General features: G+C 64.1%; 13 protein-coding genes. 4 read left to right on the forward strand and 9 right to left on the reverse strand.

Annotation, left to right across the window (positions count from 1 at the left end; all coding sequences use genetic code 11):
- Positions 1-163: 163 nt before the first annotated feature.
- The 4 genes from NATGR_RS14660 to NATGR_RS14675 form a co-directional block, all read right to left on the reverse strand.
- Positions 164-1,252, reverse strand: coding sequence for a GIDE domain-containing protein (locus tag NATGR_RS14660; protein ID WP_005580792.1), 1,089 nt, complete (start codon positions 1,250-1,252; stop codon positions 164-166).
- A 24-nt stretch (positions 1,253-1,276) separates the two neighbouring features.
- Positions 1,277-1,660, reverse strand: coding sequence for a glycine cleavage system protein GcvH (gene gcvH, locus NATGR_RS14665; RefSeq protein ID WP_005580795.1), 384 nt, complete (start codon positions 1,658-1,660; stop codon positions 1,277-1,279).
- Positions 1,660-2,757, reverse strand: a complete 1,098-nt coding sequence (gcvT, locus tag NATGR_RS14670) for a glycine cleavage system aminomethyltransferase GcvT (protein WP_005580796.1) — start codon at positions 2,755-2,757, stop codon at positions 1,660-1,662. The genes gcvH and gcvT overlap by 1 nt, the downstream gene beginning before the upstream one ends.
- A 98-nt stretch (positions 2,758-2,855) precedes the next feature.
- Positions 2,856-4,844 carry a S8 family serine peptidase gene (locus tag NATGR_RS14675; protein ID WP_015233753.1) on the reverse strand — a complete coding sequence of 663 codons (1,989 nt, stop codon included), beginning with the start codon at positions 4,842-4,844 and terminating at the stop codon, positions 2,856-2,858.
- 251 nt (positions 4,845-5,095) lie between these two features.
- Between NATGR_RS14675 and NATGR_RS14680 the strand changes: the two genes are divergently transcribed.
- On the forward strand, positions 5,096-5,560 hold the full coding sequence (locus NATGR_RS14680) for an NYN domain-containing protein (protein WP_005580798.1): 465 nt from the start codon (positions 5,096-5,098) through the stop codon (positions 5,558-5,560).
- 244 nt (positions 5,561-5,804) lie between these two features.
- Entirely contained in the window at positions 5,805-6,563 is a 759-nt protein-coding gene (locus tag NATGR_RS14685; protein ID WP_005580799.1) for an alpha/beta fold hydrolase, read from the forward strand.
- Between the two features lie 80 nt (positions 6,564-6,643).
- On the opposite strand, the gene panB is transcribed toward NATGR_RS14685, so the two are convergent.
- Entirely contained in the window at positions 6,644-7,456 is an 813-nt protein-coding gene (gene panB, locus NATGR_RS14690; RefSeq protein WP_005580800.1) for a 3-methyl-2-oxobutanoate hydroxymethyltransferase, read from the reverse strand.
- 95 nt (positions 7,457-7,551) lie between these two features.
- Between panB and NATGR_RS14695 the strand changes: the two genes are divergently transcribed.
- Positions 7,552-7,791, forward strand: coding sequence for a DUF5822 domain-containing protein (locus tag NATGR_RS14695; protein WP_005580801.1), 240 nt, complete (start codon positions 7,552-7,554; stop codon positions 7,789-7,791).
- Here NATGR_RS14695 and NATGR_RS14700 read toward each other — a convergent pair whose 3' ends face one another.
- From NATGR_RS14700 to NATGR_RS14710, 3 genes are all read right to left on the reverse strand, one after another.
- Entirely contained in the window at positions 7,792-8,310 is a 519-nt protein-coding gene (locus NATGR_RS14700) for an HAD family hydrolase (RefSeq protein WP_005580802.1), read from the reverse strand.
- 125 nt (positions 8,311-8,435) lie between these two features.
- A complete protein-coding gene (locus NATGR_RS14705; protein ID WP_005580804.1) occupies positions 8,436-9,113 on the reverse strand; it encodes a helix-turn-helix domain-containing protein in 678 nt (225 codons plus the stop codon).
- A gap of 248 nt (positions 9,114-9,361) precedes the next feature.
- Positions 9,362-10,618 carry an HAD family hydrolase gene (locus NATGR_RS14710; RefSeq protein ID WP_005580806.1) on the reverse strand — a complete coding sequence of 419 codons (1,257 nt, stop codon included), beginning with the start codon at positions 10,616-10,618 and terminating at the stop codon, positions 9,362-9,364.
- 118 nt (positions 10,619-10,736) lie between these two features.
- On the opposite strand from NATGR_RS14710, the gene gfcR reads away from it, so the two are divergent.
- Complete coding sequence (gene gfcR / locus NATGR_RS14715; RefSeq protein WP_005580809.1) at positions 10,737-11,387, forward strand: transcriptional regulator GfcR; 651 nt, start codon at positions 10,737-10,739, stop codon at positions 11,385-11,387.
- 211 nt (positions 11,388-11,598) lie between these two features.
- Here the strand turns inward: gfcR and NATGR_RS14720 are convergent, their stop codons facing one another.
- The gene (locus NATGR_RS14720) at positions 11,599-12,441 is read right to left on the reverse strand and encodes a universal stress protein (protein ID WP_005580810.1); all 843 of its coding nucleotides are present in this window, start codon (positions 12,439-12,441) and stop codon (positions 11,599-11,601) included.
- Positions 12,442-12,601: the final 160 nt, after the last annotated feature.

Genomic DNA, 12,601 nt, shown 5'->3' on the forward strand with positions numbered 1-12,601 from the left:
CGGGGTGGAGCACCTGACCCCCACGGGACCGGGCGTTCGGGCCTCAATTCCATCCGATCCATCTCCGGACGGTCGGGAGAGAGCACATTCGCGTGCGACGATACGGCCAGTTTTTTCCGTGCGGTCAAAACGGTGCAGCCGCGGGGCTCGTCTCCGCGGTCCGTCACAGGCCGGGTAGTGGAATCCACCAACCGTGGCCGGCCAGCAACGCCAGAATCGAGAGGCCGACCGAACTCGAGGCGATGGCCGCACCCGAACAGCCGACGATCGCCCGCCGGAAGTGGCGTGCGGTCGTCTCTCCACAGCCGGGGGCGACGACGAATTCGGCGACGGTGTCGCCGGCCGTGATCGTCGGTTCGCTACCGGTATCTGACCCGCTTGCGACGCCGACGACCGTCACTTCCGTGTCTGTTCGGAGTGACTCCTCGTAGTAGATTCGATTCCCGTCGGTTGGATCGAGATCGGTCGACTCGAGGAGATGTGTCGCAAGAGGATCGGACGGCCGGGAGTCGTCAGGAACGGGTTCCGACGCCGTCCGCTCGAGTCGGAGCTGGGCTCTGTCCGGATCGATATCGACCTGTCCGGTCTCGTCGCGAACGGCAAAGGACGTCCGTCGTTCCTTGAGGAGAGACGTCTGGTCGACTAGCGCCGAGCCGAGCGTCGGGGCTCTTGCCGGAGTCGACCCGAACTGGTCGTCCTCGCGTTCCTGGAGTCGGCCGTCGGTCTCGTCGATCACTTGCGTCGCCGAGAGCCGGTAACAGACCGCGTCGTCGCCGGTTACGGGTGCCTCGAGTGGTTCCTCGAGCGGGACGACGGTTCCCGATACCTGCACCGGACCGGACGTGACATCTCTCGCGTCGGTCGGTGTACTGCGCCGGAACGTGACGTACGACCGGAGGTTCGTCACGACACCACCGAGGAAGTAGAACCCGGCACCGACCAGTAAGCCGGCGACGCCGAAAGCCACGACGACGGTTCGGTTGCGCCCGAACGGGTTGGCCGGTCCGATCGGGTACTGGCCGACGGCGAACGGGACCCACACGGCGAGCACTGCGAGGAACAGCAACGTGGCGTACAGTCGGGTACTCAGGTGGATGCGCCGGTCGACCCAGGCCATTCCCGTTCGGGCGTCGTCGTTCCAGACTGCCAGTCCGACGACGACGAGCCAGACGTGGAGAAGCAACACGAGGGCGACGGCGTCGAACCCCGTGACGAGTACAGCCGGCTGTAGCGGTGGTGCTGTGGCGTCCATAGAATATCGGTGATCGCCGACCGATCAGACGACCTGTGTTTCGTACTCCTCGGCCGTCAGTAGCTCCTCGAGTTCGTCCGTATCGTCGGCGTCGATCTCGAGCATCCAGCCGTCGCCGAACGGGTCTTCGTTGACGAGTTCGGGCGCGTCGAACACGTCTTCGTTGACTGCGGTGACCTCGCCGCTGACGGGTGCATAGAGATCCGAAACTGCCTTGATCGATTCGATGACACCGAACTCGTCGTCCTGGCTTAGCTCGTCGCCCTCGTCGGGGAGTTCGACGAAGACGACGTCACCGAGTTCGTCCTGTGCGAAGTCGGAGATGCCGACGCGGACGATGCCGTCGGTCTCTGCTGCCCACTCGTGCGATTCCATGTACCGTCGGTCCGCGGGAATGTCGAAGCTCATTATGCTGTGTCGATGAACGGTGTGGTTTCAACTCTTGCCTTTTTCGACCGACCACGGACGACGACTTGCAGGGTCGTCCCGGGATCGGCGTACTCGACTGGCACGTAGGCGAAGCCGATCGCCCGTTCGAGCGTCGGACTCATCGTGCCGCTGGTGACCGTCCCGATTACGCGGTCGTCGGTGTTCGTCACGTCGTAGCCGTGTCGTGGAACGCCACGATCGATCAACTGGAACCCGATCAGTTCCTCTTCGACGCCCTCTTCCTCGACCGCCGCGAGGGCGTCGCGGCCGACGAACTCAGTCTCGAGATCGACCGTGAATCCGATTCCGGCCTCGTAGGGCGTCCGAGGATTGTCTTCGGGATCGAAGTCCTGGCCCGAAAGCAAGAGGCCGGCCTCGAGTCGGAGCGTATCACGGGAGCCGAGGCCGCAGGGCTGGCAGTCGAGAGCCGACCAGATGCGTTCGGCTTCCTCCCAGGGAACGATCAGTTCGAACCCGTCCTCGCCCGTATACCCCGTCCGTGCCGTCCAGCAGTCGACTCCGTCGATCGTCGCGTACTGGGCGTTGAATCGTCCGATGTCGGTGACCGACTCCGCGGTCACGTCGTCGACGAGAGCGGCTGCGTTCGGTCCCTGGACCGCGAACATCGCGTACTCGTCGGTCCGGTTGTCGACGGTCGCCTCGAGGTCGAGGTCGTTGCGGTAGTCGATCCAGCGTTCGTGTGTCTCCTCGTCGGTACCGGCGTTCGGGATGAAGAGATAGGTTGCGTCCCCAGTTTCGTCGGGAAGCCGGTAAATGACGGTGTCGTCGATGACGATACCATCTTCGTCGGTGATCGCAGCGTACTGGGAGTCGCCGACCTCGAGGCTGCTCACGTCGTTGGTGGTGAGCCGTTGCATCAGCGTCGTCGCGTCCGGCCCAGTGACGTGAATCTGGCCCATGTGGGAGACGTCGAAGATGCCGACGTCTTCCCGGACGGCCTCGTGTTCGGTCTGAATCGAGTCGAACTCGACTGGCATGTCCCAGCCGCCAAACTCCGTAAACTTCGCTCCACGTTCGTCGTGGATCCCACGTAACGGCGGCGTCTGAAGCGGCATACCTGAGACGACATTCCGGGGGTAGTAATGTCTTTCCGTCGGCCGGGTCGGCATGCCGGTCGCGAGACGACGAGCGTGGGGTCGACCGCGAGGCGGGGCTACCGGCCGCGCTCCTCGAGGGTGGCCACGTACTCGCCGGAGCCGTCGTTTGCGTGGATCTGGAAGCGCAACTGTTCGTCACCGGAGAGGTCGACGGTAATCTCCTCGTCGCTCCCGGACCCGGTGCTCGACTCGTCGTAAGACCAGCGGGACGGCGAACTCCCGTCGAGAGTCAGGTAGAGATCGAAGGCGGCGTCTGCTGGCCCCTCGAGGGTGATCGTCGCCGAGCACGGATCGGCCGTCCGTAGCGAGTAGGTGTAGCTGTCGGTACCGCCCCACCAGCCGCCGGAGAGGGAGCCGTCGGCCCGTGCGGTGACGGTCTCGTCGCCACACTCGCTGGAGTCGTCTTCGTCGTCCTGGTCTTCGTCCTCGTCGTTCCGATCGTCGTCCTCGCCGCCGGTTTCGTCGATGATCTCGGCCGGACTCATCTCCTCGCCGTCGAGTTCGACCCACGTGACGTCGGGTTCGTCGAGTTCGATAGCGGTGACCGCACCGTCGACTCGGAAGGCGTCACCGTGACCGCCGCCCGTGGTCCCGCCCCCGGTCCACGTGCCGTCGTCGTTCTCTTCGGCGAAATCCTCGGCGCTGAAGGTACCGCCCTCGATGCTGCCACCGGAGGGGCTCTCGTACGGTGCGTCCGCGAACTCGAGGGGGCCGTCGGCCGTGAACTCGTAGCTCGCGAGGCTGGCGTCGGAGTCGGTGACGAACGCGAGGAGGTGGTCGTCGCCAGTCTCGTCGTTGTCGGGTTCGTCCGGTTCCTCCGGTTCGTAGCCGTCCGGAACCGTGTTCACGGCGGCATCGGCGTCGACGCGGCCATAGCCCTGGGTGCGCGAAGAGAGGCCGACGTCGGTCGCGGTCTGTCGGAGATGCTCTCGTAGTGATTCGTTGCCCAGTCCCGGGTACGCCGACAGCACCAGCCCGGCGACGCCGGCCACGACCGGTGCCGCCATCGACGTCCCGGAGGCACGGGTATAGCGATCACCGAGCGTCGACGAGATGACTTGCGTTCCCGGCGCTGCCAGTTCGATCTCGGAACCGCGGTTGGAGAACGAGGCCAGCCGATCGTGCGAGTCGAGCGCCGCCACTGCGATCACGGAGTCGTAGACCGCCGGGTAGACGACGCTTCCGCCGGCGTTACCCGCCGCCGCGACGAGCAGACAACCCTGATCGTAGGCGTACTGGCAGGCGTTTCGAAGCGTCTGCCAGTGACTCGAGCTACCCAGCGAGAGGTTGATGATATCGACACCCTGATCGGCCGACCACTGGATCGCGTCGGCGATGTCGGCAAGCGACCCGCGGCCGCTCTCGTCGAGCGCGCGAGCACTCAGCATCGAACAGTTCGAGACGCCGGCGTGGCCCGTCCCGTTGCCCGTCCCGCCGACGGCGATTCCCGAGACGATCGTGCCGTGGTCCTCGCTGCTGCTGACGGGGGAGGGATCGCTGCCGCGACCGACGAACACGTCGCCGATGCGGTCGTCGACGTTCTCCGCGAGGTTCTCGTGGTCGTAGGCGGTCCCGGTATCGACGATCGAGATGGTCACGTCCTGGTCGCCGAGCGTCTCCGCCCAGGCGTCCCCGCAGTTGACCTGCTGGGGAGCGTGCTGGGAACTGTAGTAGGGATCGTTGGGCGTGGCCAGTGCCTCGAGCGTCGCGTTCTCCTCGACGTACTCGATCTGGTCGATCGAGTCGAGAGCGTCGGTGATCCGTTCTGTCGCCTCTTCGGGGACGCTCGAGGGCAGTTCTACCGTGGCGTAGTGGATCGTCTCGTTGCTGTGGACGACGCGACCGTCGCCCGGCAGTGACGACTGGACCGTTCGTTCGACGTCGGGGACATCCGGCGAGACGCCGATGAGCAGTTCGGTCGCTTGCGACCCCGACCCGTCGGAGTCGGCAGCCGTGACACCACTCGAGCCGAAGAACGCACCGAGCGCGCCGGCGGCTTTGAGCACGGATCGTCGGTCGGGTGTGGGGGTGCCGTCTGATGGCATGTAGTTACAGCCACGTCCGACTGAATTTATTAAAATCTTTCCCAACTTTGAATAATTTATCCGTGAAATATACTGTTTTACCTGTTGTTTGTGGTATAATTCGAATATAAAAGAGAAACACGTACAGGCCACGGTTGAAGTGACAAACTCGTTCGCGTAAACCGACCGATCGTTTTCGATAGCGGGCGGCGAAGACGGATGCGCGAGCGCGTTCCGCTACACCTATGACTGGCCCTTGGCTATCGGCTTGCATGTTCGACCGCGTCCGGGCCCATCTCGCGCCCGACCGGCACACTGAACCGGCAGTAGGGCTGTTCGTCGACGGGCCGAACGTCCTCAGAGACGAGTTCGACGTCGACCTGGACGACCTTCGCGAGGTCGCAGGCGACCTCGGACGTGTCGGCGTCATCCGACTCTACCTCGACGAGCACGCGACACCGGGGCTGATCCAGGCTGCCGAGGCCCGCGGTTTCGAGGTGGTCGTCACGAGCGGCGACGTCGACGTCAAACTCGCCGTCGACGCGACCGCTCTCGCTTGCGAGGAGACTATCGACCGACTCGCGATCGCCTCCCGGGACACCGACTTCAAGCCCGTCCTCGAGTACGCCGGCACTACTGGTCTCGAGACGGTCGCAATCGCGCCGGGATCGTACGGTCGATCCGACGCCCTTCGGAACGCGGCCGACGAGGCCGTGACGGTCGACACCGACAACTGATACGATTTGCTGTCCGTCAGTTCCGGCGTGACCGCGAACTCCTGGGGTCGCGCCGGGACATCGGGACAGCATTCCGTCTGATACTGTCGGAGAAAACGACGTGACGATCGGTCGCTCTGTTGGGGCCGTCACCGGGGGAGACGGCCGCGAATCCGCGACCGACTTCGTATTGGCTTCTGTCCGACAGTATGAAGACCGCGCCACGCAGTCGAGTCTTTATACCTGTTCCTGTCGTTGTACGAGTATGGAGCGGGTCTCACACCACGGCCGGGAGACGGCCTACGAAACCGTCGACGGGGGTGACGGTTCGACGATCTGTCTCGTCCACGGAACCGGTGGCAACCGCGATCTCTGGCAGAAACAGCACGCACTCGCAACCGACCGACCGCTGGTCACACTCGATCTCAGCGGCCACGGCGACTCCGACGACATCGACGCCAGTCCCGGCTACGCGACGTTCTCCGCGTACGTCGACGACGTCCTCGCCGTCGCCGAAGCGACCGACTCTCGGGTGCTGGTCGGGGGTTCGATGGGCGGTGCAGTCGTCCTTCACCTCCTCCTCGAGCGGTCGTTTCGCCCCGACGCAGTCGTCTTGACGGGGACCGGCGCACGGCTGGGCGTCCTCGAGGACCTGCTCGCGTGGCTCGAGAACAACTTCGACCGCGCGGTCGAGTTTCTCCACGCCCAGGACCGGTTCTTCCACGATACCGACCGCGACGTCGTGGCGCTGTCGAAAGAAGCGATGTACGACGCCGGCCAGGAGGTAACCAGCCGGGACTTCCACAGCTGTCACGGGTTCGACGTTCGGGAACGTCTGTCCGAGATCGACGTTCCCGTCCTGGTCGTCTACGGCGAGTACGATCGGCTGACGCCGCCGTGGTTCCACGAATATCTGGCCGACGAGATTCCAGATACCGACCTCGTCGAGATCGAGGACGCCGCTCAGCGAGCGATGCTCGAGCGACCGGAGCCGTTCAACGAGGCCGTGCGGTCGTTCCTCTAGTGCTTTGGCAAGCCTGAACAGATGAGTGAAACCGAATGCAGTCGTCTGGGTTCACGCATCAGTTGACGCTTGGCGGAGTACTAGTAGAACTCCTCGAGGTCTGTCTCTTCGTGGCTGTGCTCTTCAGCCGGAAAACGTCCCGACTCGACGGCCGAGACGTACTCTTCGACGGCGTTTTCCATCTCCTCGCGCACCGAGCCGAACTGCTTGGAAAACGACGGCGACCACTCGCTCAGACCCACTGCGTCGTCGACCACGAGCACCTGTCCGTCACAGTCGGGGCCGGCACCGATCCCGATCGTCGGAACGTCGATCGCGTCAGTTACCTCGGCCGCGACGTTCGACGGAACGTGTTCCAAGACGAGCGAGAACGCGCCGGCCTCCTCGTGGGCCCGCGCGAGTTCGAGAATGCGTTCGGCGGCGTCCTGGTCGGTCCCCTGGCGCGGGTAGCCACCGTACTGGTTGACGTGCTGGGGCGTCAACCCGAGGTGAGCCATCACGGGAATGCCGAGCTGGACCATCTTTTCGGTAAGTTCGACAGTGTGAGGCCCGCTCTCGAGTTTGACTGCTTCGGCACCTTCTTCTTTCAGCATCCGGCCGGCGTTCTCGAGGCTGTCTGTCTCGTCGACGCCAAAAGAGAGGAAAGGCATGTCGGCGACGACCAGTGCGTCCTCGGTCGCTCGAGAGACGGCACCGACGTGACGAGCCACATCGTCGACGGTGACCGGGAGCGTCGTCTCGTAGCCAAGCGACGTGTTACCGACACTGTCACCGACGAGGATGACGTCGACGTCAGCGTCGTCGACGATTCCCGCCGTCGGCGCGTCGTATGCCGTCAGCATCGTGATCGGTTCCTCCCCCGTCTTCGCTTTCAGATCCCGGACGGTAGGCATAGTTCGTCGTTAGTCTCCGACAATTAAACATCACTGTTCTCGAGCCGAACGCGAAACCCGCGGCGCTTAAGACGACCCGGTCGGGATTGTCAGGCGTGCCAGAGCCCGTCGAAACGGCCGACCCCGAGGGCGTCGACTACGGATGGGTGATGCAAGTCACGTTCGTGCTGACGATCCTCGTCGGCGCACCGATCGTCGCTCTCCTGTCGATCCCCGTCGAACTCACCACCTGGGTCGAGCGAGCCGAGTTTGCGGTCCGCGTCGGTGCCGCCGTCTGGCTAGCAACCGGAATCGCAGTGTTCGCGTACGCGAAACGCAAACAGCCCGACGAGTGACTACACGTACTCGAAGGCCGTCCCCGCTCGCCGCGCCGTCAACTCGTCGCGGTCCGAATCACCGATGAAGACCGCTGCTCCGGGGTCGACCCCGAGCGCCCACACCGTCTCGAGCAACGGCTCCGGATCTGGTTTTCTGGTCTCGACTGTGTCCCGACCGACGACGACATCGACCGGGTCGGCCAGCCCGTGTTCCTCGAGGGCGATCCGGCAGGCCGCCTCGCAGTTGAGCGAGCAGACCCCGACCGGGACCGTCCGCTCGAGCAACTCGTCGGCGTGGGCCAGTCGGGGCGCGGTCTCGGCCCCCGTACGTTCGTGGTCGGCGATCGTCGACTCGACTGCCGCCTGGAGGCCGGCCTCGTCGGCGTAGCCGAGCAGGTCCCACAGGCTCCGACTCGGTGGCTCGACACCCGCACGCTCGTACACCTCGAGCACGTCGTCGGTGACGACGGGCCAATCGACATCCAGATCGACCAGCGTTCCGTCGAGGTCGTAGACGACGGCCTCGTACTCGTTCATGCCGTCCGATACGGACGGCGAGAGAATAGAAACTTCGATCGCTCTCGGACGGATTACTGTCCCGGTCCTCCGGTCCAACCGCTTCGGAGCGCGGTTGCACCAGCAACGACGTATAGGGAGCCGTCTCAGTCTGTCGCCACCTCGCCGGCCGCCCCCTCGAGTTGCTCGCTCGCGAGGACGCGGTTGGCGCGTCGGAGCCGTTCTGACAGTGCCTGATGAGAGATATCGAGCTCGTTCGCCAGTTCTTCGAGCGAGATTGCGCGTGGCACGTCGTAGTAGCCCCGGCGGTAGGCCTCGGCGATCGCTTCCTGCTGGGGTTCGGTGAGCGCGGCCGTCGTCTCGAGGCCGTCTTCGCCGCCAGCCTCGACCATTCGCCTGACGTCGACTCGGACGTCTTCCCCTTCGATCTCGGAGACGGCCTCGGACAGTTCCTCGCGAAGCGGGAAGAGCAGGCGAAGCGTCCACCGGTCGTCGACCACCCACGCGCCAAGTACTGTCCCACCGTTGGCGTAGACGGCTCGACAGACGGAATCGACCGACTCGCCGTAGCGAAGTCGGTAGAGTCGCTCCGTCCGATCGGTGTTCTCGAGCAACTGCCGGTACTGTTCGACCGTCGGGTCCGTCTCTAACGTCGCCTCGAGGTCGTTCGGGGCGACGTTCGAGAACCAGACGAGCGGCGTCGTCCGCGCCGGTCCCTCGGCGACGACGCTCTCGACGCGGACCTCTAGCCCTGGAAGTCGCCGGAACGTTGCTGCGAGTGCGAACTCGTCGGTCGGGAGCGTGAGTTCGGCGACCGTCGTCATCGCACGACCACCCCGTCACCGAGTGTGAAACGACCGTCGGTCGCTTCCGATTTGTGCCCGATGCCGTCGTGGTGGCTGTGGAACGTGACTCCGCTCATACTATCACCGATTCGGAACGACTCCGAGCGAGACCGAAGCCGCGAACGCGACGTCGAGAACCAATGTGACGCTCGTGGTCAGCCTCGCGGTGATAGAACGGTCAGTTCGAACGCGCTTGATAGGCAGGCCTTGATGTGCCAGCCGTTACGTTAGTTCAGTCGAACCAGCCGGTTCAGCGCGTACACCGTCCGGAGGACGTCGACGCTCTTGCCGCGGTCGAAGACGAGGTCGTCGGTCTCGAGGACGTGCTGGAGCGTCTCCTGCGAGGCGTGTTCCGGTGCCGCTGCGAGTCCCGCGTCGTTCTCCTCGATCCACTCCATCACGCGCAGGTCGCTCTTCGAATCGCCCATCACCAGCGCGAACGGGTCGTCGATCCCCAGAACCGAAAGTGCGCGCTCGACGCCGACGACCTTGTTCAACTCGAGGCTGCCGATCTCGGCCGCGTCGGCCTCGTAGTAGGCGACGTCGACCCGCTCGAGGACGCCGGCGAGTGTCACAGGCGTCTCGTCGGCCTCGAGGTCTGGATAGACGCCTTCACCCTCGAGAACGGCCCTGATTTCGGGGTCCTGGGCGGCATAGAACGCGCGGGTCCAGTCGGCGACCGGTTCGCCTTCGAGGACGTCGTCAGCGCCGATCGCCGCCCTGACGGCGTCGGCGAGCAAGTCGAGCAGGTAGACCAGGCCGTCGTCGATGACGGCACGGGCCTGTGCGGAACCGGTTTCGTAGTTTGGTTTGAGAGTGACGTTGAATTCGTTGCCCTGCAGGTGACAGCCCCGTCGGAGTTTTTCGGGCGCTTCCCGAAGCACGCGAGAGCGTACAGCGTCGAAGATCGTCCGTATCTCCTCGTCGAGGTCCTCGTAGAGAAGTTGTTTCGTCTCCGCACCGTGGCCGGGCGTGAAAACTCCGGTCCCGGCCTCGTAGACGATCGAGAGGTCTCCCGAGTGGACGATTTCGCTTCCCAGCCCCTGAATCGCAAACCCCTTGACGTTCTCTAAGGTCTGGCCCGTACAGATGATGATCGGGACTCCGGCCTCGTGAAACTCCGTCAAGACGTGCAGCGTCTCCCGTGGGATCTCGTTGTCCGTTCCACCTGCAGACCGGAGCGTCTCGTCGACGTCCAACACGAGGACGTTCACCGAACGACCGTACTTGGCCTCGAGATCAAGTGCAGTAAAAGCCTGATCGCGGTCGGCCCGCGAGGCCACCGCAGCGAAGGTTTCGCCGGCCGCAAACGCCGACCGAATCTCGTCTTTTCGCGCCTTGAGTTCCTCCGTTGCGTCCTGCCAGTGTTCTAGGGCCACCCGGGAGTCGACGGCCGGAAAGACGTCGACGAACTCCTGGTACTCACGTACCGTCTCGGTGTCGTGCTCGTCGTAGAGTCGGTAGACGAGATCGTACCGTTCCATGGTAGCAACAGTCAGCGGCGACGGAAAACCGTTTCCGATACCGGCTGCATTGCCCCGGCATGCCCGGCCTTTGCTGACGACGACACGAATTTAAAAACGGAACCCGAACCCAGAGCGTATGAAAAACGTCGACGACCTCATCGAGAGTGCTGCCGAACTCGCGGACCGTGGACTCTCGAAAGGCGAAATTGCGGACGAACTGAACGTCTCTCGAGAGACTGCAAGCTGGCTCGTCGAACGCAGCGATGCGACGCCACAGCCGACCAGCCAGCCGAGCCAGACGATCGATGGGGAAACCGGCCCGCAGGACATCCACGTCGACTGGTCGGCGATCGGTCGGGACAGCAAACGGATGCAATTTGTCGCGTCGGCGATGGCGGATCTACTCGCCAAACACGGCGAAGACGTCGACCTAACGATCGGCATCGAGAAAGCCGGCGGCCCCATCGCGATGCTCATCGCGCGGGAACTCGAGACCGATCTCGGAACCTACACGCCCGCGAAACACCAGTGGGAGGAAGGGGATCTCGAGGATCTAGGCGGAACCTTCAGTCGAAACTTCGCCGCTATCCGCGACCGCGAGTGTTACATCGTCGACGACACGATCACTAGCGGCACTACCATGCGCGAGACGGTCGAGGCGATCCGTTCCGAGGGTGGCGAGCCACTCGCTTGCGTCGTCCTCGCCGACAAGCAGGGACTCGACGAAATCGACGGCGTGCCGGTCTACTCGCTGTTGCAAGTCATCAGCGTCGGCCAAGACGAGTAACGCGCCTGCCTCGCGCCGCGGGTTGGCCGCTCCGACTGATACGGTTTACTGTAAGTCATTTCCGGCACAACCGGGACTTGTCCGTGTCGGTCACTCTTGTGACTGCGATGTCGGGACCACTGAGCGACCGACAGCAGATACTCACTGATAAGTCTTGTCCAGTACCCACTATTCTGAAAATGCCATGGATCGGCTGCGCCGACCGCGCTCGTCAGGCCGTCCGATCCGGCGGGACGAGCATCACGTTCCCGGTCGCTCGAGCCACGATCTCTTCTGAGACGCTTCCGAGCAACAGCCGGCGCAGACGGCTGTGGCCCCGGGAGCCGATCAGCGTCGTCGTCGGCTCGAACTCGGCCTCGGCAGCGAGGATCTCGTCGGCGGGATCGCCCCGTCGAACGTCGATCTGCGTTTCGATCCCCCACCCCTCGAGGCGGCCAGCCAGCTCCGACAGCCGTTCCTCGGGTTCGTCTTCGGCCGGCCCGGGGTCTTTCGGCGTTTCGACGTGGACGAGCGTCGCCTCCTGGGTCGCATGACGCAGATACGAGAACGCCTCGAACGCGCGCTCGGCGTTTGCAGAGAAGTCCGTCGCGTACAGCAGCCGCCGGAAGAGCTGTTCGCGGACGACATCGGGATCGTCAGCCGCGCGCTCGATCCGATTCACGAGCAGTGGCGTCACCGTCGTCCGCGCGAGGTTTCGTGCTGTCGATCCGATAACGCGGTTCTCGAGTGGGCTCTTTCCACGTGAACCGACCAGCGTCAGGTCCGCACCGAGCGTCTCGGCGATCCCGACGATGCGACGATGGGGCGTCCCGCGGACGATGTGGGCCTCTACATCGAAGCCAGCGTCTCCGATAACCCGCTGGTACCGCTCGAGCGCTCGGCGCCGTCGCCCCTCGAAGTCCAGACCCGGCAGTCCAGCGTGCACGTTCGACGGAATAACCGTCACCAGATGCATCTCGTCGACGCCGATCCGTCCGAGACACTCGAGGCAGGTTTCGTTCTCGATCGTCGCCTCACTGGCAGCCGAGAGGTCAGTTGCACAGACCGCTTTCATACTGATGCTAGTCGGCGACGGTATAATATTGCTTCCCCTAATCAATACGTCTCTGGACGAACCGCTGTCTGGTTACACTCGAGCGATCGATATCGTCGATTGCAGCGGCGGCGAAAACACTCGTCGCGCCCAGCTCAGAAAGCGCATCGCCACGGTGCGC

This window comes from Natronobacterium gregoryi SP2 (assembly GCF_000230715.2).
GTDB lineage: Archaea > Halobacteriota > Halobacteria > Halobacteriales > Natrialbaceae > Natronobacterium > Natronobacterium gregoryi.